Here is a 24257-nt window from a genome sequence, read left to right as displayed (position 1 = left end):
CAGGAACTAGCGGCAGCTGAAGCTCGAAGACTGCGTCGCCGGGCCGTGGCTATCCCACGTCGTCCGCTGCGGATAGACGCAGACCGGATAGCTCACACTGCCATCGCGCGAAGTCATCGTGATCTCGCCCGGCGCAACTCCCTTCTCGACCCAATCGGTCAATGCGGAGAAGAACTGGTCCTGGTCGCGGGTCGGCGTTTGGTTGGCGTTGCCCGGCAGCTTCGGCAGCGGCACGGCTTCGTTCTTGCCGGTCACGGTGTACGGGCGGCCCTGCGAGGAATGCGCGACCCCCGGCACCAGATACATCCGCATGAATTTTGAGACCTCGGCATTGCCGCCCATCGCAGCAAGAACGCTCTCGTGATAGTTGACATTGCCGGCCGGCGGGATCGCATCATCCGCAAGTCCGCTCCACACGATCACCTTGCGGCCGAGATCGCGCAGCTTGGAGAGATCCGTCTTGTCAGTGATCAGATTGCTGAACAGCGTGGCCTGCAGCGCGACGTTCTTGTCGACGCCAGCGGCGAGGTCTGCATAGTCGAGCTCGAGCCAGCGGTTACGCTTGGCGGTCGAGGCGTTGGTGATCGGAATGGCTGACGTTGCACTGGCATCGGCGGCGTAGCTCACGTCCTGCACGCCGAGCGCAAAATTGTCAGTCGAGGCGCTCGTGATCTGCATCGAGATCGACGTGCCCTTGGTAAAAGTCCACCACAGCTGCTTCACGCCGAGCGCCTTGCCGCTACGGGCTTCCGCCGTCTGGGCCGGATCAACGCTGCCATCGCGGGTCGCGCCGTACCAGATCTTGTTGAGTGCACCCGCTTCCTTCGGGCTCATGCAGGCCGCCTTGTCGGCATTGCTGCCAGTGACGCCGTCGCCCGCTTCGCCCGCACAGAGCAGCGCTGCGTCACGCGCGGGATTGTAGTCGCAGGCGAAGGGATCAAGCAGGAAGCCGAGGCCGGCCTTGTCGCAGGTCGCCACGGCGCGCTTGTTGGCGGCCTCGACCTTCGCGGCGAAAGCGGCGGCCTCCGGCTTGTTGATTGCCGTGAAGCCGAGCTCGGTCTTCATCACGATCTGCGGATAGAGGCTGGTGGTGCCGAACTTCGGGATGTTCAGCGCAGGCTGCGCGATCATGTAGCCGTCATAGAGCTCGGGATATTCCTGCACGATCTTCAGGCCCTGGCGGCCGCCCTGCGAGTGTCCGTCGTAGTAGACGAATTTCGGCGTCTTGCCATAGTAGAGGTTGACCAGCGCTTTGGTCTTGACCGCCTGCTCAACCATCGCCCGCACCGAGAAATCGCGGAAGCCTTCGACGTTGATCTTGCCGTCTGAGAGGAAGGCGAACGAGCCGTCCTGATACCAGGGCTGGCCGGCATCCGTTGTCCCGGAAGCATAGCCGATATTGGCATTGACGATCGCCGGCACCTTGCTGCCGATCTTGTCGGCATAGCGATGGCCGCCGCCGACCCAGCCGCCGCCGCCATAATTGCGGATGCGGTCGTTCCAGTTAGCCTGCGTTGGCAGCCAGACCTCGATGCCGATACCTTCTGAATAAGAGCGGGCGGTCTTGTCTTTCTCGGCCGTGACGCCGGGACCGACCAGGAGCTTCACGAGGCAAAGATCGGCCGCCGCCGTGATCGGCTTCGGCGCATCGGGCGCCAACAACTCCTCACCCTTCTTGACTTGGCGGACCGCGATCACGGTCGTGAGCTCGTCGGGATGGAAGGCAGCCTTGATGCCGTCGTCACAGGCCATCGGCTCCGCCGACGCCGATGTGACCTGGCAAGTCGCAGCCACCAGCAGTATTGCCCAAAAATTCCTTCGCGCGATCGGCATCGGTTCTCTCCCCTCGCTTATTGTTTTGTGTTGGCAGCCTGGAGCCGCCAAATCCATGATCGGCATTGTCAGGGGCCGCGACTCGCGGGTCGGCGCGGCGAGCCGGACAGCGACATCGGTGGCAGATAGTTGCGCCGCTCGACGATCTCGAAAAGAAGCGCGGGAAACGACACGTAGACGAGCTCGCAATCGTCCATCCAACACGGGCCACGCCGAAATGCGCGGCAGCCGCGCCGATCAGGCCAGTCAGGAAGCGGCTGTCGCCGAGGCGGTCGGCTGCAGTGACTCATGAGCGGTTCGCTGCCCTTCGGGAAAACGCCAATGCGGAGGCCCGACTTGCGCGACGATAGCGTGTTACTGACCTAGTACAATTATCGATTTATTACACGAACTTAACATGATGTTATTTTTTGGCGGTGCCCGATTGGCCGTCCGCACCCTACCTCCAAGTGCAAGCGGACAGACGAAAACGGACCGAATTCTGCGTGTCTGATGGCATGAGCGAGTAGTCGCCGACGTCCGATCGTTGTCGTGCCGATGCGCCCAATTCTCATCAACTCATAAAACGAGTCGGATTGCAGGTTCAAATCCCGGAGGCGCAACCACCGATACGGACATTCCGATCAGGTGGTGATCTGACCAGCGGGCTTCCTGCGTCCCGAACGCAGTGGCTAATGTCTAGTCATTGAGAGATAAACCGAATCCGCCTTGAGGGCTTCGGATCGGGCTGCGGCGCTTTACCCAGGCGATTGTGCACGTGGATTTCTGCGCGGACGGCTCGTCGTGCGTGCCTGAAACGGATTCCCACCCGCAGCGAGGATAATGTCGGCCGTTTTCCAGAGATGCTCATTCATCAGCTGCACCGCCAAATCGGCATTCCCGGCCAGGACGGCCGCAGCAATGTCCCGGTGCTCTTTCTCAAGATCGCGCTTCTCTTTGGCAATGGCCGTCGCGTACCACCGATATCGCTCGGATTGGTTGAAGAGGATTTGCCTGAGCTGCATGAGCCATGGACTTCCGCATCCGGCCGCAAGCACCTCATGGAAGATGGCATGCGCCTTTGCGAATTCGCCGTTGAAGGAGGCGCCATCCTTGCCGGGCTTCATCGGCGTGTGACACAAGCGATGCAGGGCGGCGACCACCTGCGATTGCCATTCGATGCTGCCTTTCTCTATGGCCCCACGCAAACAAAGACCTTCGATCTTGCAGCGTACGTCGGTGAGATCTCGCAGAACATCAATCGATAGCGGCGCAACCCGAAAACCGCGCTGCGGTTCGCTGACGACAAAACCCTCTGATGCGAGCCTCGATAGCGCTTCACGGACTGCGCTCGAGCCTACACTCAACCGCTCGCATAGATCGTCGATCTTCAGCTTCTCTCCGGGCGCGAAGCGGCTGCTCAAGAGCTCTGACCTAAGGCGCGCATAAGCACCCTGGGTAAGACTTGAAGACGAGTCGATCGCATGGCTGTCCGGCGGGGTCAGCCGGGCGCTTTCGTTCGCGCCGCCCTGACGCAATAGACCCTCGTCGGTCGACATCGATTTGAAGCTCCCTGCACTACGAATCCTGGACTTCTTGCCCACGGCTCACACCGGGCATCACCGACCGCCGTGAAGAAGGGATCGCCTGACACCGAGCTGGCATAATGTTGTAACATGCACAATCAAAAATAAAATGCATTTTTATTTGACTTATGCACAGAAGCTCGTTATCGGACAATCTGAGGAAACAGGAGCACGGCACGCCGATGCGCTTTCTGGCCTATGAAATCGATGGCATTCAGGGATTGGCTGCGGCTGACCAGAACGAGTCGTACCGAGGTTTGCCAAGCTCGCAGCTGGACATAGGGCTTGAGGCCGCCATCGCGAGCGGCACGGCGGTGCTGCGGGACCTCGCCCAGGCGCTTCTCAACGGCGAGCTGATAGACCTGCAGAGGGCCGCGTGCCTGCCGCCGTTGCCGTCACCAGGCAAGATCATTTGCGTCGGCCTGAACTACGCCGATCATACCGCTGAGAGTAAACAGCAGCAGCCGGATTATCCGACCCTGTTCGCACGATTTGCATCGGGCCTCATCGGGCATGGAGCTCCACTCATTCGACCCAATGCCTCGGACCGCTTCGACTATGAAGGCGAGCTCGTTGCCGTCATCGGCAAGGCGGGCCGGCACATTCCCGAAGAGACAGCCCTTGAACACGTTGTCGGCTATTCGATCTTCAATGACGGGTCCATTCGTGACTATCAGCTGCGCACCCCGCAATGGACCATGGGCAAGAATTTTGACGGCACTGGTGCATTCGGGCCGGCCTTCGTAACGGCTGACGCGCTGCCGCCAGGAGCGTGCGGACTGAAGATCGAAACGCGCCTCAACGGCAAGGTGATGCAGAGAGCATCGACCGATGACCTTATCTTCAACGTCGCAAAATTGGTCGCGCTTATCAGCGTGGGCATGACGTTGTTGCCCGGTGACCTGATTGTAACGGGCACGCCGGCAGGAGTGGGCGCGGCACGCACGCCGCCGGTTTTCATGAAGCCCGGCGACGTATGCGAGGTCGAAATTGAAGGCCTCGGCATCCTTCGCAATCCCGTGATTCAGGAATCTGAAAGCTCCGCGACCATCGCCGCTTAGTTTCGCGAACGTCGGCGACAACGCTCGAAATAAGGGCGGCCGCATAAAACGTTGGGAGTGATCAATGAAGTCGGTTCCCGTTCTCATCGCTGGCGGCGGCCCGGTCGGCATGACGCTTGCCAATGTGCTTGCTCATTTCGGCATCCCATCGATGCTGGTCGAGCGCAATCCCGGGACCACGCGTCATCCCAAGATGGACATCACCAACGGCCGCAGCATGGAGCTGTTCCGAAGGTTCGGTCTTGCAGACGCGCTGCGCCGTGTCGCGGTGCCAGAAAGCCATCCGTTTGATGTCGCGTGGATGACCAATCTGTCCGGCTACGAACTGCATCGATTTCGTTATCCAAGCCCGCAGGAGTACCGAGCCCGGAGCCGCATCCGCAACGACGGAACCTTCACGCGCGAGCCGCCCATGCGGGTTTCTCAAGTCGAGATCGAACCGGTACTGAAAGCGGCAATCGATCAGCTCGAGAATGTCGACGTCCGGTTTGGCGTCGCACTGGAAAACTACGAGAGCGACGATGAAGGTGTCGTCGCAACGGTGCGTGAACGCGAAAGCGGAACGGAAGAGAGGATTCGTTGTGAATTCCTGGTGGGGTGCGATGGCGGGTCGAGCCGCGTCCGCGAGATTTCAAAAATCAAGCTTGAAGGACAGGCGCGCATTGGCGTCCTTTACATGGTGCATTTCCGCTCGAACGAGCGCGAGATCCTACAGCGGTGGGGCACAGCCTGGCATTATCAGTCCCCCTTCGGAACAATGATCGCGCAGAACGACAAGGACATCTGGACGATCCATTTCCGGGTCAAACCGGACCAGGATCCGGCATCGATGAACCCGCGAGAGCTTGTTGAAAGGTTTGTCGGTCGCTCTTTCGACTTTGAGGTGCTCGTCGCAAATCCGTGGACGCCACATCTGCTGTTGGCGGAAAGCTATGGAAGCCATCGAGTCTTCCTGGCCGGAGATTCCGCCCACCAATACATTCCAACCGGCGGCTATGGAATGAATACAGGGATTGGCGACGCGGTCGACCTCGGGTGGAAGCTTGCTGCGACGCTTTCAGGATGGGGCGGTCCGAAGCTGCTGCCATCCTACGAGATCGAACGTCGACCCGTTGGTGCCCGCAACCGCGAGGCGTCCGGCAGGCACATGCAGGTTCGTATCAAGATCGCGGAAGCCTACGGCGCGGCGATACCTGAGGATGGTGATGGCAACACCGTGAGCCGTGCCGAGGTGGGCGCGCATATCTCCCGCCTCGGCAATGCTGAAAACGAAAGCTTCGGCATCGAGCATGGCTTTATCTATAGCGACTCACCGATCGTGGCTGACGACGATACCGAGGCATTTCCCTTTGACCCGCTAACCTACAAGCCCCACGACAAGACCCGGCGCTCGGCTGCCGAGCATCTTCCTCGAGGATGGCAAGGCCCTCTACGATCAATTAGGGCCATATTTCACGCTTCTCGATTTTGGCGGTCATGACACGTCTGCATTTGCATCTGCTGCAAAACGGCGAAACGTGCCGTTGTCGATCTTTACCGTCAAGGAAGCCGCCGCACGAGGGGTCTACGGCAATGGCATGCTTCTTGTCCGTCCGGACCATCATATCGCCTGGCGCGGACCAACCACAGAAAACGCCGACCGGGTGCTGGGAATGGCGGCCGGCTGGGGCGAAAGCCAATGAGTGGCCTGCACGCGCTCGTCATCGGAGGCGGGATCGGCGGAATCTCGGCCGCCATCGCGATGCGCCGAGCCGGCCTGGATGTCTCGGTATTCGAGCAAGCCTCGACAATCAGTGAAGTGGGAGCCGGCATCCAAATCAGCCCAAACGCATCGCGGCTCCTGAACCGGTTTGGCTTGGGCCAAGCGATGGAGCGGGTGGCCGTGCGGCCCTCTGCGGTCGTGCACCGGCGCTGGGAGGATGGAAGCGAACTCTCTCGGCAGCCGCTCGGCGACGCAATCGCCGACAAATATGGCGCGCCGTATTACCATTTCCATCGCGCTGGCCTGATCGAGCTGCTGGCGCAGAAATACGGCAAAGAGCATATCAGGCTGGGACATCGGCTAACCCGCCTCGATCAGGACGAGCGCGGCGTCGTTGCGCATTTTGACAACGGTGCGATCGCCCGGGGTGATCTCCTTGTCGGTGCGGACGGAATTCATTCGAAAGTCCGGGAACAACTCTTTGGGTTTGAACAGCCACGCTTCTCCGGCAATGTCGCCTATCGTGGCCTCGTGCCGGCCGAACGAATTGCGCATCTGAAGCTCGCGCGCGAGGCCACGAATTGGGTGGGACCGGGCGGCCATTTCGTTCACTATTTTGTTGCCGGAGGTCGTTACCTCAATTTCGTTGCCGTGACCGAAGAGAGCAACTGGCAGCGGGAGCAGTGGTCCGATCGCGGTTCGGTCGATGATGCCGTCGATAGCTACAACGGGTGGCATCCGCAGATCGCCACCATTCTGCGCGCCGTCGATGAAACGTTCAAATGGGCGCTGTTTGATCGCGATCCTCTTCCGCGGTGGAGCACCGGACGCGTCGTTCTTGTCGGCGACGCTTGCCACCCGATGTTGCCGTACATGGCGCAGGGCGCGGCTCAGGCGATTGAAGACGGCGCTTGCCTCGCCGCCTATGTCGGCAAAGTCGGCCGAGCCGACATTGAGAAGGCCATTGAAGCCTATGTGCTGGCCCGTCAGCCCCGAACGACGTGGGTACAGCAAGCAGCCAGAGCCAACTCGCTGACGTTCCATCTCCGCGACGGCCCCGAGCAGCGCGCCAGGGATGCATCCTATCGAAATATTGGCGGTCGCGGCGGGCCCCAGGTCGCCGACAGGCTGTTTGGCTACGACGCCGAAGATATCACGCCGGTGACGGCGTAACGAGGAGGTGTTCAATGACGCGTGCCTATCAGCTTGCTTACGTCGACCTCGAGACAAACCTCCTTGACGAGGAGATAAGCTACTATCAACGAATCATCGGTGCGACTGCAGTTGAAGCCGTCGCCAGCGATCGCGCCTATTTCAGTCTCGGCCTCGACCATCATAACATCAGCCTCAAAGCGGCACCGACCCCACGCTTGGCGGCAATCGGCTTGCGGATCGAACCACAGCCGATTGCGGATACACTTGCGCATCTTCAACGACTAGGCCTGTCAGGCGTGTCGAAAAGCGATTCGCGCCCAGGTGTTTCCGCGCTCGTTGAAGTGGACCTTGGGGGGCAAACGTTCCATCTGGTGCCGGACATGGCCATGACCGGCGTGGGCTTCCGCCATTCTGGCATCGTTCCGACACAGCTTGGGCACCTGGCTGTGATGTCAAGTGAAGCCGAAAAACTCGTGAAATTCTTGAGCGCGATCGGATTTCGCGCCACGGACTGGTTTGAGGAAACAGCGACATTTCTCACCTGCAATCGGCTGCATCACGTACTCAACGTGGTCAATGCGCCCTTCAACAAGCTGCATCATCTGGCGTACGAGCTGCGCAGTCGCGCCGCTCATCATGATGTCGCAGATTTCCTCGCGACCGAGGGGCACGGCATCGTGTGGGGACCGTCCCGGCATACAGCGGGCCACAATCTTGCTTCGTATCATTTCGATCCAAGCCACTTCCTCGTCGAGTGCTATACGGACATGGATATCGTCATTCCCGAACTCGACATATTTGAACCGCGCCCATGGCATGACGCATTTCCACAGCGGCCGCGTGTTTGGCCCTTGGGACAACTCACGACCTGGAACACACGCTTCGACTTCGACTTCCGGGCGGTATAGACGCCAATAGTTCCGGCAGTTCTTCGCGCATGACAGGAGCATCCATGTCTCACAGGATCGGACAGACATCGCGCGCCTTCTTCAGCGCGGCTGCGGCAATCTATTGTATGCTATCGCCTGCGGCACAGGCTCAGAGCTCGAAGGCCTATGGACCAGGTGCATCGGACACGACGATCAAGATCGGCAATACCGCTCCCTATAGCGGTCCCTTGTCCTCCAATGCCGCCGTGCCTCGGACCGAAGCTGCCTACTTCAGGATGATCAATGAACGAGGGGGCATCAACGGCCGGAAGATCGAGTTCGTCTCCTATGACGACGCCTACAGCCCGCCAAAGACCGTCGAACAGACCCGCAAGCTGATTGAAAACGACGAGGTCCTCCTTCTGTTCAACCAACTCGGCACTCCGACAAATGCAGCCGTCATAAAGTACGTCAACAGCAGCAAGGTCCCTCAACTCTTCCTGGCGACCGGTGCGACGAGCTTCGGAGATTTCAAGGTGTACCCATGGACCATGCCTCTTGCGCCGAGTTACCAGAGCCAAACGCGCATATTCGGGACATTCATCGTCGAAAACCATCCCGATGCCAAGATTGCGGTGCTGTCCTCGAACGATGATTTCGGTCGGGACAACATCAAGGGATTGAAGGACGGGCTTGGCGCAAGAGTAGGCAATATTGTGGCTGAGGTTACCTACGACACAAGCGCTCCGACGATCGATTCGGAAATGGTCAGAATGAAATCGTCCGGCGCGACCATCTTCGTCAACTTTGCTTCGGCCAAGTTTGCCGCGCAAGCGATCAAGAAGGCGGCTGAATTGAACTGGCGCCCGATCCATATCCTACACGGCAATTCGCAGTCCATCAGCGCGGTTCTGAAACCTGCCGGCCTTGAAAACGCCAAGGATACGATCACGGCTAATTACATAAAAGACCCGGACGACCCGGCATGGAAAGATGACGCTGGCATGCAGCGATACCTGACATTCGCCGCAAAATATCTGCCGAACGAAGAGACCAACAACGCCTACGTGGCCTACGGATACACCGCAGCACAGACGATAGTGAAGGTGCTCGAGATGTGTGGCGATACGCTCACGCGCGAAAATGTTCTACGGCAGGCAGAAAGCCTCAAAGACGTCGACTTGGATCTCCTGCTACCGACCATCAGGCTGAACACCTCTACGACGGATCATTTCCCAATCGAACAGATGCAGTTGCAACGATTCGATGGCGTGCGATGGGTCGGGTTCGGTCCCGTGATCGAGGGCTCGGTCGGGAATTAGGCGTGGCACCACCGACGCTATCCGCTTGGCTGATCACGAATCCCGATGCCGCGAGCAGATGTTGGATGCTCGGCGCCTTGTGGCCGATGCTGAATAGAACGAGAGGTGGATCGGCTGAATTGAAGGACCTGATGGCTAGGCCGAGCGGCTCTCGTCCAAGAAACGCCCAGGGTGACGAGCGCGCTCGCTTTCCATACTTCAGCAGCCAGCAAGCTACCGCTCCATATCCGACTCGCCATAGTTTCGCCGCTCGATCGTAGATCCGGCGGCACCATCGTGAGGACCAAACGGGGGGACACGCTTCCATTGACAAACGGCCTATCAGCCGTCGAACTCGTTTCAGAATGCTGTGCGGTGTTTTCGGGCTGTAGCCGTACACATCAGCGTGTTCTCCCTGACTGCTAGGCACCTTGCTAACCGGTGTTGGCGATCCAGATGATTCGAGCAGAGGAACGGGACGGGCAATTTTCGCGTCGCCATCGCTCGCGAAGCAATGACGTCGTCGATAGAATTGCGACGTTTCACTTCGCCCTCGTCAGGAATCTGTCTGGTGATGCGCGCATTTTCCCAATCGCTGGATAAGCCATCGGCCGGCCGGTCCCGGGGGATCATCGGCGCGATAAGCGATGGACATCGGCAGTTTGAGATCGCTGGCGGCGACGCCTTCGATGCGCAGGCGGGACAGCCGCCCTTCCTCTATATCTGCCCTCACGGCATGGCCGGGCATGCCGCCCCAGCCGAGGCCGTTGAGCAGGAACGTGTGCTTGGCGAAAAGATCCGCCAGCCGCCAGGTCTGTGACGACAGCACCCCGAACTCCCGCCCCTGGGAAAGTTCGGTCCGATCGGTAAGGACGAGTTGGATATGGTTGCTGAGTTCACCGCGCGGGATCGGCGCGTCGAACGCGGTAAGCGGATGGTTGGCAGCGGCCACGACTTCAAAGTCCACGGCGCCGAGCGGCTCTGTGCTGATGCCGGGCGGCATGACAGGCAAGGTGCCGACGATGCCCAAATGAGCGCGGCGATCAAGGATCGGCAGAACCGTGCCACCCAGGACCTCGACGAAGAGCCGCAGCGGCACGGTAGGGAATTGCTCCCGAAAATCCCGGGCGGCCCCGGCAATGACGCTGATGGGGAAGAACACGTCGATGACGACCGACAGCTCGGGTTCGAGCCCGGATGCCATGCCTTTCGCCTGCGACTTGAACGCATCGACTTTGGCGACCACATCGCGCGCGGCCGCGAGCAGCATGCTTCCGGCTGGCGTGAGTTGAGGGTAGCGACCGGTCCGGTCGAAGAGCTCCACCCCCAACTGATGCTCAAGAGCGGCGCACGAGTTCGCTGACGGCGGACTGGGCGCGACCCAGCTTGCGGGCGGCGGCGGAAAAACTCCCCTCGTCGACCGCAGCAATGAAGGTGCGCACTTGATCAAGCGATAAACCGTCCAGCATGAGATATGAACCATCGGATTGGCCGATGGTATGTATCTTATAATAACGGCTTTTCAGATGGCAAGGACCGCGAGAAAAGTGATGTCGCGATCAGCTTTCATGCCCTCGCAAATTTACCTCGCGGAAACTCGTCTGGACTGCGCAGTTTCCCCCCAACACTCAGTTTCAAGGTGCTCTATGCCATCATCGCAAAACTCACAGACTCCCACCAAAGCTGTCACGATCACTTCGTGGGTTCTTCGCCTGCTCAGTGCGGCTGCATTCATTTCTGCCGGCGGCGCCAAGCTTGCGGGCGTGCCGATGATGGTTGCTATTTTCGAGCAGATCGGGGCCGGCCAGTGGTTCAGGATCCTCACTGGCGTGGTCGAGATCGTGGGCGGTATTGCCATTCTGGTCCCGGCGACGGCGGCGTTCGGCGCCGTTCTGTTGGCTGTTACCATGGTCTGCGCCGTGTTCACTCACCTGGCGCTGATCGGCGGGAGCCCGCTCCCGGCTATCGTGCTGCTGGCGATCACATCGACTGTCGCATGGCTGCATCGCCGCAGTCTGTCCAACGTCCTCCAGAACCACGGCTGAAACCGAAGTCGGGCTCAAAACAGGCACTCTTGAAGATCAACATCGCAGGTCGAGGTTACAGATCGCGCAAGTTCTCGGCATCGCGCCTCGAAAGGAATGAAGATTGGAGATCGGTATCGATAGTTTTGCGATGCTTGCGATCGACCCGAGGACAGGCCATTTGCAGTCCGCCCCTGATCGCATGGAAAGCGTGCTTGCAGAAATGGAGCTGGCCGACCAAGTCGGCCTGGACGTCTTCGGCATGGGCGAGCATCACCGGGAGAACGCGCTCGACTCGGCGCCTGCCGTTATTCTCGCGGCTGCGGCGGCGCGCACGAAGACTATCAGGCTGACAAGCGCTGTGGCGGTCATCAGCGCTGCCGACCCGGTACGGGTGTTTCAGGAGTTCGCGACACTCGATCTTATTTCGAAAGGCAGAGCCGAACTTGTGGTTGGCAGGGGGTCTTTCACCGAAGCCTATCCGCTGTTTGGCTATGACCTGCGCGACTATGATGCGTTGTTTGCCGAAAAGCTCGACCTCCTGCTCAAGCTCAACGATGCGCCTCATATCAGTTGGAATGGCCGTTTCCGGCCAGCGCTGAATGGTGAAGGTATTTATCCTCGCCCGCATCAGGAACGGTTGCCGATCTGGCTCGGCGTCGGCGGTACGCCAGGTTCGTTCGCCCGCGCCGGTACGCTTGGCCTGCCGCTGATGGTCGCCATTATCGGCGGCAGTTTCGAGCGCTTCCGGCCTGCTGTCGACCTCTACCGGCGCGCTTGGCGGGCCGCGGGTCATCCGCTGGCCAAACAAAAAGTCGGTGTCCATGCCATGGGTTTTGTCGCCGACACGGACGAGGCGGCCAGAGAGGCTTTCTTTCCCGGCTGGCTCCAGGCATTTAGCACCGGCGCGAAGGAGCGGGGCTGGTTGCCGCCGACGAGGGCGCAATTCGAGGCGATGTGCGGTCCCGCAGGGGCCTTCCTGATCGGCAGTCCGCACACGGTCGCTGCCAAGATAAAGGCTTGCATCCAAGCATTGGGCGGCGTGTCCCGCATCACCTTTCAGATGAGCACCGCCGCGCTCGAAACAGAGGCTATGCGGCGATCGATCGAGCTCCTTGGCACCAAAGTCGTGCCACTGCTTCGAGACGCGCCAGACCGGAAAGTGTAGATAGCATGGGTGAACTGATCAATGGCGTCTGGCAGAAGGTAGATCTGGGCGGCGATATCTCAAAAAGCGCCGATATGTCGAGTGGGACGATCAAGCGTCGGCCGTCGATATTTCGCGACTGGATCACACCTGACGGGGACGCCGCCGAGGGAAAAACGACGCTTCAGGGCCGAGGCAGGCCGCTACCATCTCTACGTCTCGCTCGCGTGCCCATGGGCGCATCGAACGCTGATCATGCGACAACTCAAGGGTTTGGGCGATCTGATCGGCGTCTCGGTCGTTCACTGGCTCATGCTCGATGATGGATGGACCTTCGAGCCGGGACCCGGTGTCGTCCCCGACGTCGTCAATGGCGCCACGAAACTCCATGAGCTTTATACCCTCGCTGACCCCTCCTGTACGTCGCGGGTAACGGTTCCCGTCCTTTGGGACAAGCAAGAGAAGACAATCGTCTCGAATGAATCTTCCGAAATTACCCGAATGTTCAACTCGGCGTTCGATCATTTGGGTGCAAAAGCCGGCGACTACTATCCCGACGAGCTGCGGGCCGAAATCGACGCCGTGAATGTCCGCGTCTATGACAATCTCAACAACGGCGTCTACAAGACGGGCTTCGCCAGTACCCAGGAAGCCTATGAGCGCGAAGTCGCGGCCGTTTTCGACGCGCTCGACTGGCTCGAGGACCGGCTCGCGACGCAATCCTATCTGGTTGGAGGGCAGCTGACCGAGGCCGATATCCGCCTGCTGCCGACCTTGCTGCGCTTCGATCCCGTCTACTTCGGGCATTTCAAATGCAATTTGCGCGCGCTCGTCGACTATCCGGCGCTATGGTCTTACACCCGGCGCCTCTATCAGCATCCGGATATTCGGCCGACCGTCAGTTTCCTACACATCAAGGCACACTATTATGGCAGCCACAACTTCCTCAACCCAACCGGAATCGTGCCGGTCGGTCCTGAGCGCGACTTTGATGGGATAGTGGAGGTGTAAGGGTCCGCTTGCCTGGCTGGCGAATTTGCGCACGGGCACACTTCTGATAATCCGACGAATGGCCTCACGCTCTATGGGCCAGCATCGACGTCTGATCGGACGGAGATTACGATCGGCGCGATCGGCACGAAGCATGGCCTTGCCTTGCCTGTTAGGCGAAAAGCGGCGTGCCGCTGGGCTTCGAACTCGCTTTCCACGGCATCCACACCTCCCGCAGAACCAAAGCGGAAAGTGTAACCCATGTGTCCGGTACGTTCTGTCACCTATGTCTCGGGCCGCTCACCCACACCAACCAAACCTACGATATCTCATCCAAACTTACGCGTAGGGCAGTTCGTGGACCCTGGGGTAAGCGCAGCTTTACGCTCATGCAGGGGAATGCTGAAAGATCTCGGGCTACCAGTCGGGTGAAAGCGGCCTTTGTCGCGAAGGATCGCGAACGCATTTTCGATGCCGCTGTCGTGTGGTAGGACGCGGTGTCTCTGGTCAGAATTTCACACGGTTCGGATTGCAGGTTTCACATCCGGAGGCATACTGACATCTGACCCACGCCAGCCTCGGGCATCGCTAGTATTTCTCAAGCCGCATCGTTTCGAATAGAAACTCCGAAAGCTTTGCAATGTCCTTGCGGGGGCGAGCGGTCGGAATCGTGAGCGATTGGACGAAAAACTGTCTCGTCTTGTAGCACGCGAGCACCGGTACAAGTCGACCGTCCGCGATTTCGTCGGCCACAAGGAAGCTCGGCTGAAGCACTAGTCCTGTTCCGGCCACTGCCGCCGCCACCAGGGCGTCGCCATTGTTGCAGCTCAGCGTGCCTCGGATAGGCACCCGATGGGATTTCCCATCGGCATCGCGAAGAACCCAGTCGTGGCCGTGTTCCGCCGACGTATAGCGCAGGCAATTGTGTTTGCTCAGATCAGTCGGAATTTGGGGCGTGCCGGCGCGGGCGAGATAGGAGGGCGCGCCGCAGATCACCGTTCGCGAATGAGTGAGAAGCTTGGTGCTAAGCGCGGGATCGAGCCGGTTGCTGACCCGCACTGCGAGATCCAGTCCCTCTTCCGCGAGATTGACCAGTCGATCGCTCAACATCAGCTCGATCTCGATCTCTGGGAACATCTCACTGAATTGCCCGAGGATCGGCATGAGGCAGCGCAAGCCGAATGAGATTGGCGCACCGAGGCGAATTTTGGATTGATGCGTCCCGGCGCCGCCGCGGAGCGCGCCGTCATAATCATCGAGGATGTTCCGTGCTTCGCGGAGCAGACGCTCGCCGGCTTCGGTCAATGATTGGCTGCGTGTTGTGCGTATCAATAACGGACCATCCACCCGCGCTTCGAGCTGGCCGATCAGCCGGTTGATCGCCATGCGGGAAATACCGAGCGCAGCGGCCGCCGACGTCTGGCTGCCGCGCTCCACAGTCAGCACAAATGCCTCAAGCTCCCGAAGCTCGCTCACGTCTCATTTGTAAAGCAATTCGATACAATACCCAAGCTCATTTGAGTTGCACCGCAACAGATCGTCTAACATGCTAATTTTGCTAACCAATTTGTGGAGATACAATGGACGCGAAAGCACAACCGGCCCTGCTCGATCGACGAAGGCTGCTAACGACGGCTCTGGCGGTACCCGTGGCGATAGCCGCAGATCACGCTTTGGCCGCGCCGCCGGCCGCCACCGGGCGTGGCGGAGCGGAGACGCGCAGCCTGGACGAGCTGTATCAGGATGCATTGGCGGAGGGCGGCAACCTCGTCGTTTACGCGGGCGGCGATACGCCGACACAGCAGGACAACAACAAAAAGGGATTTCTTGCCCGCTTCCCCAAAATGAACATCTCGATCATCGTGGACTACAGCAAGTATCACGATGTCCGTCTTGATCGTCAGCTTGCCGACCGTTCAGTCGTCCCCGACGTCGTACAGTTGCAGACCCTGCAGAATTTTGCGCGTTGGAAAAAGGAGGGACACCTCCTCAACTACAAACCTGCCGGGTTTTCGAAACTTCACGATTCTCTTCGGGATCCGGACGGCGCCTGGATGGCAATCGGCGTCATCGCATTCAGCTACATGTATGACCCGTCCGCCGTGGATGGAAAGCCGCCGGCATCGCCGAAGGAGCTGACAAATCCAGAATGGCGCGGGCGCATTGCGTCCTCATATCCGAGCGACGACGACGCCGTGCTCTTTCTCTACAAGCTTTATGCGGAGACCTATGGCTGGGACTGGATCCAGAAGCTGGCAGATCAGGGCCTGCAGTTCGCGCGCGGCACGCACTCGCCGGGCCTCGCCGTCTCCCAGCATCAGAAAGCGGTTGGTCTCGGCGGATCCGGATCGCTGACGACACCGGCCAACGCGCCGGTGAAATGGGCCATCGCAGACGGACATCCATTCCTTGCTTGGGGGCAACGAGCCGCGATCCCCAAGGAGGCGCCTCACAAGGCTGCTGCCAAGCTGTACATGAATTGGCAGATCTCGGAGGAGAATCAGCGCAAGGCCTATAACGGCTGGTCGGTTCGCACGGACGTGCAGCCGCAAGGCGGCCTGAAGCCGGTATGGGACTATGCAAACTCCCATTTCGCCGAGTTTCCGCGGTTCATGGAAGATCGAGCCTTGGTCGAGAGGTGGCGCCAGACTTTTGCGATCTACTTTGGCGAAGTGAGAGGCGAGCCGAGTCCGGGCTGGCTGGGACAGCGGCCCGGCGCCTGAGAGATCTTTAAATGACAGGTCCGCCAGCTTGCGGCTGCAACTGGCGGACCAATAGGTGATCGAGCCTGGGAAAGACCGTTCGGGAAACCGGGAAACTGATGCTCGTCCAACGCCCCCTCTGAGGCGGTACAGTTCAGCAGCCTTGTCACTCGACGCGTGCGATTATCATCAAACATTTGGCCATCCCAAATCGCACCAGCGCGCCTTTCGTCGCCGTCCTGCCGCAAGGTCGTCGATACGACACCTCATGCGGCCATTTCAAATTTGTGCCTCACGGCGGAGTTCGCTTCTCGAACCGTCGGCATCACGTCCTTCGAGAATGTTCGGACTGAGTGAGACACCTCACCGAAGATCAAATCGCCGAAAGCGAAGGTCCCCTGACACGTTGACTCCCCTTGGACTTGCTGTGCCAAACGCCTGCTGGCGGCAACACGACGTTTCGGCGGCTCCCCTGATCATCGTGAGGTGTTGCTCGCGATCAGATCTTCGGGATCTTCGCCCCCTCCACGACGCCCGTCCATTTGGCGATCTCGGTCTCGATCAGCGCCTTCATCTCGGCTGGCGAGCTGCCGCGGACTTCACCGCCGACCGCCGTCTCCAGGCGCTGCCTGATCTCGGGATCTTTGATCACATCGAGCGTCGCCGCGTTGAGCGTCGCCACGATCGCAGGTGGCGTGCCCTTCGGCGCCAGCAGGCCCGCCCAGGTGCGCACGTCATAGCCCTTGATGCCGGTTTCCTGAATCGTGGGAACATCGGGCAACAACGCGGTGCGCGTCGGCGACGTCACCGCGAGGCCGCGGATCGCGCCGCTCTGGATCTGCGGGGCGAGCAACACGGGCGTGCCGACGATGACCGGAACCTCGCCACCGAGCAGCGCGGTGATGGATTGCGAATCGCCGCGATACGGCACGTGCACGATCTCGACGCCGGCAGTCGCGTTCAACAGCTCTCCCGCCAGATGATGCGTGCTGCCGAAGCCGACCGATCCGAAGCTGAGCGCGCCCGGCTTCTCCTTCGCGATCGTGATGAGCTCGCCGAGCGATTTTGCCGGGTAATCGCTGCGCACGGCGACGACGAGCGCGTAATAGACCAGTGTCGAGATCATGTCGAAGCTCTCCGCCGGCTGATAGGCGAGGCTCTTGTAGGTCGCCGCGGAAATCGCATGCGCCCCAGTGACGAGCCCGAGCGTGTAACCATCCGGTGCCGCCTTTGCGACCGCGTCCGCCGCGATATTGCCGCCAGCACCAGGCTTGGCCTCGACGATGATCGGCTGGCCGAGCTTCTTCGACAGTCCATCGGCGATGATGCGCGACAGCGTGTCGGCCGCACCGCCCGCGGCAAAGCCATGAAGCAGGCGGATCGGACGCGACGGATAGGTCTCCGCCGGCGCCGAGGTGGTTGCGAGACAAATGCCCAGCAGAAAAATGGACGCAGCAAGCCGCTTCATCCGACGCATGGATGCTCTCTCCCTTTGACTATTCTATCGTTGACCGCAGCGCGTGCGGCGTCTTCAAGTCGCGATCGCGCTAGCGCGCGAACTCCGTGCATTCAGGCGATGGCGGCATGCCCCAGATATCGCGCGGCAGACCAACCCAGACCTTTGGCCGCTGCGGACGATCGCGGTGCCAGGGCCGCGGCTCGAAATAGCCGAGCGCCTCGTCGGTCATGCGGTCGAGATCGCAAAACAGCTCGACCAGATGGCCATCGGGATTGCGGTGGTAGATCGCTGTGTTGTGGCCGGGGCCGTGACGAACCGGCCCCCAGAGCACTGGCAGCTTGTGCCGCGCGAGATGATCGCAGGCGCGATGCATGTGCTCGGGGCCGCGCAGCTCGAAGGCGAAGTGATGAAGACTGCGCGTGGGCGCGCGGGCGAAGTTCAGCGTGTGATGTTCGAAGCCGCTGCGCATGAAGACGAAGCGATCCTCGATCCAGTCGGAAACCCGCAGGCCCATCATGTTGGCGTAAAACTCCGAAGCGGCTTTCGGATCGGGCGTGCGCAGCGCGACATGGCCGAGCTTGGCGACAGCGAGGGCGCCGATCCGCTCCTGCGCGGGCGTCGGCGTCCAGCCCTGGATCAACTCGAAGCGCGTGCCCTCGGGGTCGCTGAAGGACAGCAGCCGGGACACGCCAGGCAGGGCATCGCTGTGGAGCTCGGGCCGCAAGTCAGCCTGCTTCAGCGCGGCGCCCAGCGCCTCCAGCTGGACGTCGGGAGATATCTCGAAGGCGATGCTCTTCAGCGCGGCGTCCCCTCGCTCGATCACCAGCGACAGCTGCTCGGAGTCGTTGGCTAGGAACAGGCGGCCTCCGTCGCGGGCAACCAGGCCAAGACCGATCACGCCGCGGTAGTAGTCGAGCAGCCGCTCGGGATCGGGCGAGGTGAAGGTCGCGTGCCGCAGCCGGGTGAAGCGTGCAATGGGTGCTTGTGTCATCGTGCGGTCCATCCCCTCACGGCGTCATGATGATCTTGCCGAGTGCGGAGCCTTGCTCCAGCAGCGTATGGGCTTTCCTGACCTCGTCGAGCCTCAAGACCGCCGAGATCGCGGGCTTGATGGCATTGCGGCCCAGCGCTTCGATCACGCTGCGCATCAGGGCGCGGCGGCCGTCGCGATCATGGTCGTAGATGTGGAAGGAGAAGCAGCGCACGGCCGGACAGATGTCGAGATGATTGCGCATCGCCGCCATCAGATTCTCTTCCGGCAATCCGGCGAAGGCGTTGTATGACAGCAGCGTGCCCCATTTGCCGAGCGCGCCGAGATAGGCGGTGAACTCGGGCCCACAGACGTGGTCGAGCACGAGGCCGACACCTTCGCCCTTCGTCAGCTCGCGCGTCCGCGCCACGACATCCTCGCTGCGATAGAAGATGACGTGATCGGCGCCGTTGCTTCGTGCGAATGCGGCCTTCTCTTCGGTCGAGACCGTGCCGATCACGGTCATCCCGGCGAGCTTCGCCAGCTGCACCAGCGCAGTGCCGACGCCGCCGGCGGCGCCGATCACCAGCACGCTGCTGGGTGCGCGCGGATGGCGGCACTCATGCAGCAGTGCCCAAGCGACCTGGTAGTTCGAGAGGCACACAGCAGCTTGCAGATCGACATGGTTGGGCAGCGCGTGAACGGCGTCCGCGGGCGCGACCACATAGTCGGCGTAGCAGCCGCCGCGCTGGGACAGATCACGCGCGCTCAGCAGCACCTTCTGGCCGATTGCAAATCCCTCGACGCCGGGCCCAAGCGCGGAAATGCGGCCGGCGACGTCGTTGCCGGGATTGGCCGGCAGCGGCGGCATCCATTTGTAGACGCCGCGCCGGATCAGCGCGTCGGGCTGCCCGACCCCGAACGCCTCGGCCCGGATCTGCACCTGGCCGGCGCCCGGCACAGGCACCGGAAGCTCGACCACCTCGAGGGCATCCGGCCCACCCGGCTGACGCACCAGCACTGCCCTCATGATGTCACGGCCTCCCAGCCCGATATTTTCGAAAATAATACCGTTTACGAAAATTATTGCAAGATGGTCGTTGTCGCGGCATGTTGAGGCATCGATTCATTGGCTGAGCCATGTCCGAAAGCGCCATTCGCCCCCGCAAGGAATTCGGCAAGACCATCGCCGCCGACATCACGCATCGGCTGCGCGAGGAGATCATTGCCTGTGGCCTCGCACCTGGCGAGCCGCTGCGCTTCGACGTGCTGCGCGAGCGGTTCGGCGCGAGCTTTACGACGCTCCGCGAGGCGCTGACCGCGCTCGCCGCCGAAGGCCTGGTCGACGCCCAGGAGCAGCGCGGATTTCGCGTGGCGCCGGTCAGCCGCCAGGATCTGGTGGAGGTCACCGACGCCCGGGTGCTGATCGAGGTGGAATTGATCCGCCGCTCGATCGAGCGCGGCGACGATGACTGGGAAATCGCCGTCATTTCGACGCTGCACCGCCTGAAGCGGATCGAGCAGCGTGATCCCGAACATCCCCTGCGCGATCCCGAATGGAAGATCGCCCATCGCCAGTTCCACCAGGCGCTGGTGTCCGCCTGCGGCTCCGCGACACTGCTCGCCATTCGCGCCGAGCTGTTCGACCGCGCCGAGCGCTACCGGCACCTGTCCGCCAATTTCCGACCGCGTCCGCGCGACAAGGCCGGTGAGCACCAAGCGATCATGCAGGCCGCAATCTCCCGCAACGCCGATCTCGCCGTGCAGCTGATCGAGGCGCATATCCGCTCGACCTCCGACAACGTCGCGGCCTACGCCGGGCATCTGCTCGACACCGAATAGGCCGCCCGCATTTTCATGCGGGGCGGGCTTGCGTCCCGGCTGATTTTCGAAAATAATATAGATATCGAAAATTTTGACCCTAGGGGCGAAACCATGAAGCTGCTGTCGTTCTTGGACGGAAATCGGGAAAGCTGGGGCGCCGTTGTCGAAAACGGCGTCGTGGATCTCGGCCGCGCCCTGCCCCAATACCCGACGCTGGCCGACTTCCTCGGCAGCGACGACTTTGCGCGCCGCGCGGCCATCGTCGCTCAGCACAAGCCCACCCTGGCCCTCGGCGATATCAAATACCTTCCGGTGATCCCGCGTCCCGAGAAGATCGTCTGCGCCGTGCGCAACTATCTCGACCACCACAACGAGGCGGTGGCGTTCGGCATGAAGCGCGAGATCACGGAGTTTCCGCCGATCTTCCTGCGGGTCTGGCGCTCGCAGGTCGCGCACAACGCGCCGGTGATACGGCCGAAGGTCTCGGACAATTTCGACTGGGAGGGCGAGCTCGCCGTCGTGATCGGCAAAGGCGGCCGCCACATCAGCCAGCTTGATGCCTGGAATCACGTCGCGGGCTACTCGATCTACAACGACGTCAGCGTGCGCGACTGGCAACGCCACGCGCAACAGATCGCTTCGGGCAAGAACTTCGTCGGCACCGGCCCGTTCGGACCGTGGCTGGTCACGCCGGACGAGATCGGCGATCCCACCAAGCTGAAGCTGGAGACGCGCGTCAACGGCGCGACCGTGCAGTCTTCCGACACCTCGATGCTGATCTTCTCGATCCCGCGACTGATCGAATATTGCTCGACCATCTTCGACCTGGTCCCCGGCGACGTCATCGCCACCGGCACGCCGGCCGGCGTCGGCTTCACCCGCAAGCCGCCGGTCTTCCTCAAGCCCGGCGACGTGGTCGAGGTCGAGATCGAGAATATCGGCGTGCTCAGCAATCCCGTCGTGGACGAGGCCTAGAGCCACGCATGTATGACATCCGCAAGTCCGCACTCAGCGTCGAGACGATCTTGCATGAGCGCGGCCCCCGCCTGGAGAAGCCGCTGCTGGTCGGAACGGCTGTTGCGGTGATCCGCAATCCCTTCGCCGGCCGCTATGAGCCTGACCTGATGCCATTTCAGGCGTCCTTGCGTTTGCTCGGGCGCGAGCTCGCAAGCGCGTTGATCGCGCAGCTCGGCGGCGCATCGCGCATCGAGGCCTATGGCAAGGGCATCATCGTCGGCGAAGACGGCGAGCTCGAGCATGGCGCCGTTTGGCACGAGGCCGGCGGCCACGGTATGCGCGAGGTGCTGGGACAACCGAAGGCGATCGTGCCGGCGGCGAAGACGATCGGCGGGCCCGGTACGCGGCTGATGGTGCCGCTCGGTCATATCCACGCTGCCTATGTTCGCAGCCATTTCGGCACCGCCGAGATGACGCTGTGGGATGCGCCACGTCGCGACGAGATCGCCTTCGGGCTCGTGATGGCGACCGGCGGCCGGCCTTACGCGCGCATCGGCGGACTCGCAGCGTCCGACATCTCCGTAGGCGATGGGCAGCGTTGATAGAACCGTCAGATATTCTTGCCGCACATTACTTGGGTCGCGATACTCAGCTCGCCGAAGCTGCGGTGCCGAAGCTCGAAGCGAGAACAATCTGTAAAATGAGGCCACCTCACCGCGTCACACCTGCTGCTAAGTGCTTGATTTATATGGTGGGCGCACCAGGGCTCGAACCTGGGACCCGCTGATTAAGGGGCGTATGATTTCCTAGTAAAATCAGTAGCTATTCCGACAAACCTCTCTCGATCCTGCATTGAACCCCCAACAGGTTTTACCCTTGTCGGAATGGCTCGGTAGCAAACTCTCGACGAAGAGCAGCTTGAGTTTGAATGAGTTCTTGGAGTTGTCGGGGGTTCGAGTCGCTGGAGCGCTACCGCCTTTCCCCACACCAGCCAAACCTACGATATCTGATCCAATCTTACACATAGGCAGTTCGTGCGCCTTACGGCGAGCGGAGTGCGGATATCGAAAGATGAAAATGCCCGAGGTGCGTTCAGGGCTCATAGCGTGGTGGCGGCTTCGATGATGGTGCTGCGCAGCCACCGGTGGGCGGGAACATCGTCAAAGCGCCGATGCCAGCTCATCACGCTGTGCAGAACCGGAGCTTCGAACGGCAGCTCCCTGATCTCGATCGGATGCGCGCGACGGAACTCCATCGCCAGCTTGCGTCCGAGGATGGCGACCAGGTTCGACTGCACCAGAACCGCCCCAGCGGAGAGATAGGGCACCTCGGAAGCGATCAGGCGGGCGCTCTTCCGCGTCTTCAGGAACGTATCCAGAAACTCCAGATTCTCTCCGCTCGAGCTGATCGCTAGATGCCGCAGCTCGGCCAGGGATGCCGCCGTCAAGCGCTTTCGCAGCGCTGGATGACCGCTACGAAGCACGGCTACGAAGCGATCCTCGATCAGCCGTTGCGCGCCGAACCGCTCTCCCTCGAGGGCCTGTCCCGATAAAGCGAAATCGAGTTCGCCCCGGTCCAGTCGATCTCTGAGATTCAGCGTGCCGCTTGGCACCAGTGACAGGTGCACCGCCGGCGCTTGCGCGCGCACAGCGGCCAAGATCGGCCCCACCGCGACCACGGCTGCATAATTGTTCACCGCGATTGTAAACCGTCGGTCGGCTGTCGATGGGTCGAAAGTATCCCCCTCGACCGCGAGTTGCAGCTCGTTGAGCGCCTTGCGAACGGGAAGCGCGAGCTGCTCGGCTCTCGGGGTCGGGCTCATTCCTGCGGGCGTACGGATGAACAGCTTGTCCTTCAACGCATGGCGCAGCCGGTTGAGCGCATGACTGACGGCCGGCTGGCTGATGGCGAGGCTGTCCGCGGCGCGCACGACACTGCGCTCGCGAAGCACCGCGTCGAACACCAGAAGCAGGTTGAGATCCAGGTTGCGAAGTCTCATGAGAGTCCGATGCACATCGTGAATTAGCAAATTATGTCAATTCATTTGAATAATAAACCCGCCGCGTCCAACTTCAAGCCATGTCAACGCGCTCACCATCAAGGATCGCCGTGCGGCCGGCGCGCACCGCCGCAAGGGTCACCGTCGCCGTCATTGCCGGACCGGGCGCCGCCTTGGTCATGACCCCCGAGCAACTCGGCCTCTGGTGGTGCCTGACACCGCTCGCCCGATGGACCACCGTTCCTGTGCGCGGCACTCATCCCGATGAGGTCTTGCACGACGTTGCCTCCGTGCTGGCGCGACATAACGTGGATGCGGATCGGCTGATCCTGCTTGCAGAAGGCCAAGCGGCCCGCGCCGCGCTCGAACTCGTGCTGCAAGGAGCCATCGACTGCGCTGGCCTCCTTGCAATTACCGCTCCTTGCGCCGCACTGCCGTTTCGCATCGTCCCTACCGATGCTGCCATTCGGCTGGTCGTGGGTCGCCAAGATCGCGAGGACGGGCCGGTCGATCTCATCAGCGAGCTGCGCGCCGCCGACATCGATACCCGGATCATCGGATTCACTTCGGGCGCTGCGAACGATGCACGAACCGCGGCGAACGCCGCCGAGACCTTCATCCTCGAGCTGGTCGCAAATTCGAGCCGCCGACACCATCATCATGGAGTTTGAAGCGATGCTGCCTAGAAAGACTCTTCTG

Annotated in this window: 21 protein-coding genes and 2 pseudogenes; 15 read left to right on the top strand and 8 right to left on the bottom strand. The window is 61.1% G+C overall.

What is annotated here, in order from left to right; all coding sequences use genetic code 11:
* Positions 1 to 6 precede the first annotated feature (6 nt).
* Positions 7 to 1752 (bottom strand): tannase/feruloyl esterase family alpha/beta hydrolase, encoded by a 1746-nt coding sequence (locus ACVWY3_RS05290; protein ID WP_456837511.1) that lies wholly within the window; start codon positions 1750 to 1752, stop codon positions 7 to 9.
* Between ACVWY3_RS05290 and ACVWY3_RS05285 the strand changes: the two genes are divergently transcribed.
* Positions 1733 to 2125 carry a hypothetical protein gene (locus ACVWY3_RS05285; protein WP_456837510.1) on the top strand — a complete coding sequence of 131 codons (393 nt, stop codon included), beginning with the start codon at positions 1733 to 1735 and terminating at the stop codon, positions 2123 to 2125. The genes ACVWY3_RS05290 and ACVWY3_RS05285 overlap by 20 nt on opposite strands.
* Before the next feature lie 445 nt (positions 2126 to 2570).
* Here ACVWY3_RS05285 and ACVWY3_RS05280 read toward each other — a convergent pair whose 3' ends face one another.
* Positions 2571 to 3371, bottom strand: coding sequence for a GntR family transcriptional regulator (locus ACVWY3_RS05280; protein ID WP_456837509.1), 801 nt, complete (start codon positions 3369 to 3371; stop codon positions 2571 to 2573).
* 209 nt (positions 3372 to 3580) lie between these two features.
* Between ACVWY3_RS05280 and ACVWY3_RS05275 the strand changes: the two genes are divergently transcribed.
* The 6 genes from ACVWY3_RS05275 to ACVWY3_RS05250 all read left to right on the top strand — a co-directional run bounded on the left by ACVWY3_RS05275 (position 3581) and on the right by ACVWY3_RS05250 (position 9507).
* Positions 3581 to 4459 carry a fumarylacetoacetate hydrolase family protein gene (locus ACVWY3_RS05275; RefSeq protein ID WP_456837508.1) on the top strand — a complete coding sequence of 293 codons (879 nt, stop codon included), beginning with the start codon at positions 3581 to 3583 and terminating at the stop codon, positions 4457 to 4459.
* A gap of 64 nt (positions 4460 to 4523) precedes the next feature.
* A complete protein-coding gene (locus tag ACVWY3_RS05270; RefSeq protein ID WP_456837507.1) occupies positions 4524 to 5939 on the top strand; it encodes an FAD-dependent monooxygenase in 1416 nt (471 codons plus the stop codon).
* A complete protein-coding gene (locus ACVWY3_RS05265) occupies positions 5854 to 6141 on the top strand; it encodes an aromatic-ring hydroxylase C-terminal domain-containing protein (protein ID WP_456843294.1) in 288 nt (95 codons plus the stop codon). The genes ACVWY3_RS05270 and ACVWY3_RS05265 overlap by 86 nt, the downstream gene beginning before the upstream one ends.
* Positions 6138 to 7334: an FAD-dependent monooxygenase gene (locus ACVWY3_RS05260; RefSeq protein WP_456837506.1), complete on the top strand. Its 1197-nt coding sequence runs from the start codon at positions 6138 to 6140 to the stop codon at positions 7332 to 7334. The genes ACVWY3_RS05265 and ACVWY3_RS05260 overlap by 4 nt, the downstream gene beginning before the upstream one ends.
* A 14-nt stretch (positions 7335 to 7348) precedes the next feature.
* The gene (locus ACVWY3_RS05255) at positions 7349 to 8224 is read left to right on the top strand and encodes a VOC family protein (protein WP_456837505.1); all 876 of its coding nucleotides are present in this window, start codon (positions 7349 to 7351) and stop codon (positions 8222 to 8224) included.
* Positions 8225 to 8268: 44 nt separating this feature from the next.
* Positions 8269 to 9507: an ABC transporter substrate-binding protein gene (locus ACVWY3_RS05250; RefSeq protein ID WP_456837504.1), complete on the top strand. Its 1239-nt coding sequence runs from the start codon at positions 8269 to 8271 to the stop codon at positions 9505 to 9507.
* Between the two features lie 535 nt (positions 9508 to 10042).
* On the opposite strand, the pseudogene ACVWY3_RS05245 reads toward ACVWY3_RS05250, so the two are convergent.
* Positions 10043 to 10955: pseudogene (locus tag ACVWY3_RS05245) on the bottom strand (LysR family transcriptional regulator).
* Between the two features lie 177 nt (positions 10956 to 11132).
* On the opposite strand from ACVWY3_RS05245, the gene ACVWY3_RS05240 reads away from it, so the two are divergent.
* From ACVWY3_RS05240 to ACVWY3_RS05230, 3 genes and pseudogenes are all read left to right on the top strand, one after another.
* Entirely contained in the window at positions 11133 to 11531 is a 399-nt protein-coding gene (locus tag ACVWY3_RS05240; RefSeq protein WP_456837503.1) for a DoxX family protein, read from the top strand.
* Between the two features lie 103 nt (positions 11532 to 11634).
* On the top strand, positions 11635 to 12678 hold the full coding sequence (locus ACVWY3_RS05235) for an Atu2307/SP_0267 family LLM class monooxygenase (protein WP_456837502.1): 1044 nt from the start codon (positions 11635 to 11637) through the stop codon (positions 12676 to 12678).
* A 5-nt stretch (positions 12679 to 12683) separates the two neighbouring features.
* Positions 12684 to 13668: pseudogene (locus ACVWY3_RS05230) on the top strand (glutathione S-transferase family protein).
* A 567-nt stretch (positions 13669 to 14235) separates the two neighbouring features.
* Here the strand turns inward: ACVWY3_RS05230 and ACVWY3_RS05225 are convergent.
* Positions 14236 to 15123, bottom strand: a complete 888-nt coding sequence (locus tag ACVWY3_RS05225; RefSeq protein WP_456837501.1) for a LysR family transcriptional regulator — start codon at positions 15121 to 15123, stop codon at positions 14236 to 14238.
* 104 nt (positions 15124 to 15227) lie between these two features.
* On the opposite strand from ACVWY3_RS05225, the gene ACVWY3_RS05220 reads away from it, so the two are divergent.
* On the top strand, positions 15228 to 16370 hold the full coding sequence (locus ACVWY3_RS05220) for an ABC transporter substrate-binding protein (protein ID WP_456837500.1): 1143 nt from the start codon (positions 15228 to 15230) through the stop codon (positions 16368 to 16370).
* A gap of 478 nt (positions 16371 to 16848) precedes the next feature.
* On the opposite strand, the gene ACVWY3_RS05215 is transcribed toward ACVWY3_RS05220, so the two are convergent.
* The 3 genes from ACVWY3_RS05215 to ACVWY3_RS05205 form a co-directional block, all read right to left on the bottom strand.
* Positions 16849 to 17826 (bottom strand): tripartite tricarboxylate transporter substrate binding protein, encoded by a 978-nt coding sequence (locus ACVWY3_RS05215; RefSeq protein WP_456837499.1) that lies wholly within the window; start codon positions 17824 to 17826, stop codon positions 16849 to 16851.
* Between the two features lie 70 nt (positions 17827 to 17896).
* A complete protein-coding gene (locus ACVWY3_RS05210; protein ID WP_456837498.1) occupies positions 17897 to 18799 on the bottom strand; it encodes a VOC family protein in 903 nt (300 codons plus the stop codon).
* Positions 18800 to 18815: 16 nt separating this feature from the next.
* Positions 18816 to 19808 carry a zinc-dependent alcohol dehydrogenase family protein gene (locus tag ACVWY3_RS05205; RefSeq protein ID WP_456837497.1) on the bottom strand — a complete coding sequence of 331 codons (993 nt, stop codon included), beginning with the start codon at positions 19806 to 19808 and terminating at the stop codon, positions 18816 to 18818.
* A gap of 110 nt (positions 19809 to 19918) precedes the next feature.
* On the opposite strand from ACVWY3_RS05205, the gene ACVWY3_RS05200 reads away from it, so the two are divergent.
* From ACVWY3_RS05200 to ACVWY3_RS05190, 3 genes are all read left to right on the top strand, one after another.
* On the top strand, positions 19919 to 20620 hold the full coding sequence (locus tag ACVWY3_RS05200; RefSeq protein WP_456837496.1) for an FCD domain-containing protein: 702 nt from the start codon (positions 19919 to 19921) through the stop codon (positions 20618 to 20620).
* 93 nt (positions 20621 to 20713) lie between these two features.
* On the top strand, positions 20714 to 21577 hold the full coding sequence (locus ACVWY3_RS05195) for a fumarylacetoacetate hydrolase family protein (protein WP_456837495.1): 864 nt from the start codon (positions 20714 to 20716) through the stop codon (positions 21575 to 21577).
* Between the two features lie 8 nt (positions 21578 to 21585).
* Positions 21586 to 22161 carry an amino acid synthesis family protein gene (locus ACVWY3_RS05190; RefSeq protein WP_456837494.1) on the top strand — a complete coding sequence of 192 codons (576 nt, stop codon included), beginning with the start codon at positions 21586 to 21588 and terminating at the stop codon, positions 22159 to 22161.
* A gap of 497 nt (positions 22162 to 22658) precedes the next feature.
* Here the strand turns inward: ACVWY3_RS05190 and ACVWY3_RS05185 are convergent, their stop codons facing one another.
* The gene (locus tag ACVWY3_RS05185) at positions 22659 to 23558 is read right to left on the bottom strand and encodes a LysR family transcriptional regulator (protein ID WP_456837493.1); all 900 of its coding nucleotides are present in this window, start codon (positions 23556 to 23558) and stop codon (positions 22659 to 22661) included.
* Positions 23559 to 23668: 110 nt separating this feature from the next.
* Here ACVWY3_RS05185 and ACVWY3_RS05180 point away from each other — a divergent pair, with 110 nt between their 5' ends.
* The gene (locus tag ACVWY3_RS05180; RefSeq protein ID WP_456837492.1) at positions 23669 to 24229 is read left to right on the top strand and encodes a hypothetical protein; all 561 of its coding nucleotides are present in this window, start codon (positions 23669 to 23671) and stop codon (positions 24227 to 24229) included.
* Positions 24230 to 24257 lie beyond the last annotated feature (28 nt).

The sequence above is a fragment of the Bradyrhizobium sp. USDA 4486 genome (genome assembly GCF_054057995.1).
The sequence above is the reverse complement of the archived record's forward strand: the minus strand, read 5'-3'. Positions and strand labels throughout refer to the sequence as shown.

What these genes read in the sequence shown, in the direction of transcription:
- ACVWY3_RS05195 (WP_456837495.1), top strand. Translation starts at nt 20,714, where the DNA reads ATGAAGCTGCTGTCGTTCTTGGACGGAAATCGGGAAAGCTGGGGCGCC.
- ACVWY3_RS05240 (WP_456837503.1), top strand. Translation starts at nt 11,133, where the DNA reads ATGCCATCATCGCAAAACTCACAGACTCCCACCAAAGCTGTCACGATC.
- ACVWY3_RS05285 (WP_456837510.1), top strand. Translation starts at nt 1,733, where the DNA reads ATGCCGTCGTCACAGGCCATCGGCTCCGCCGACGCCGATGTGACCTGG.
- ACVWY3_RS05280 (WP_456837509.1), bottom strand. Translation starts at nt 3,371, where the DNA reads ATGTCGACCGACGAGGGTCTATTGCGTCAGGGCGGCGCGAACGAAAGC.
- ACVWY3_RS05190 (WP_456837494.1), top strand. Translation starts at nt 21,586, where the DNA reads ATGTATGACATCCGCAAGTCCGCACTCAGCGTCGAGACGATCTTGCAT.
- ACVWY3_RS05250 (WP_456837504.1), top strand. Translation starts at nt 8,269, where the DNA reads ATGTCTCACAGGATCGGACAGACATCGCGCGCCTTCTTCAGCGCGGCT.
- ACVWY3_RS05220 (WP_456837500.1), top strand. Translation starts at nt 15,228, where the DNA reads ATGGACGCGAAAGCACAACCGGCCCTGCTCGATCGACGAAGGCTGCTA.
- ACVWY3_RS05210 (WP_456837498.1), bottom strand. Translation starts at nt 18,799, where the DNA reads ATGACACAAGCACCCATTGCACGCTTCACCCGGCTGCGGCACGCGACC.
- ACVWY3_RS05290 (WP_456837511.1), bottom strand. Translation starts at nt 1,752, where the DNA reads ATGGCCTGTGACGACGGCATCAAGGCTGCCTTCCATCCCGACGAGCTC.
- ACVWY3_RS05185 (WP_456837493.1), bottom strand. Translation starts at nt 23,558, where the DNA reads ATGAGACTTCGCAACCTGGATCTCAACCTGCTTCTGGTGTTCGACGCG.
- ACVWY3_RS05270 (WP_456837507.1), top strand. Translation starts at nt 4,524, where the DNA reads ATGAAGTCGGTTCCCGTTCTCATCGCTGGCGGCGGCCCGGTCGGCATG.
- ACVWY3_RS05205 (WP_456837497.1), bottom strand. Translation starts at nt 19,808, where the DNA reads ATGAGGGCAGTGCTGGTGCGTCAGCCGGGTGGGCCGGATGCCCTCGAG.
- ACVWY3_RS05275 (WP_456837508.1), top strand. Translation starts at nt 3,581, where the DNA reads ATGCGCTTTCTGGCCTATGAAATCGATGGCATTCAGGGATTGGCTGCG.
- ACVWY3_RS05215 (WP_456837499.1), bottom strand. Translation starts at nt 17,826, where the DNA reads ATGCGTCGGATGAAGCGGCTTGCTGCGTCCATTTTTCTGCTGGGCATT.
- ACVWY3_RS05200 (WP_456837496.1), top strand. Translation starts at nt 19,919, where the DNA reads ATGTCCGAAAGCGCCATTCGCCCCCGCAAGGAATTCGGCAAGACCATC.
- ACVWY3_RS05260 (WP_456837506.1), top strand. Translation starts at nt 6,138, where the DNA reads ATGAGTGGCCTGCACGCGCTCGTCATCGGAGGCGGGATCGGCGGAATC.
- ACVWY3_RS05255 (WP_456837505.1), top strand. Translation starts at nt 7,349, where the DNA reads ATGACGCGTGCCTATCAGCTTGCTTACGTCGACCTCGAGACAAACCTC.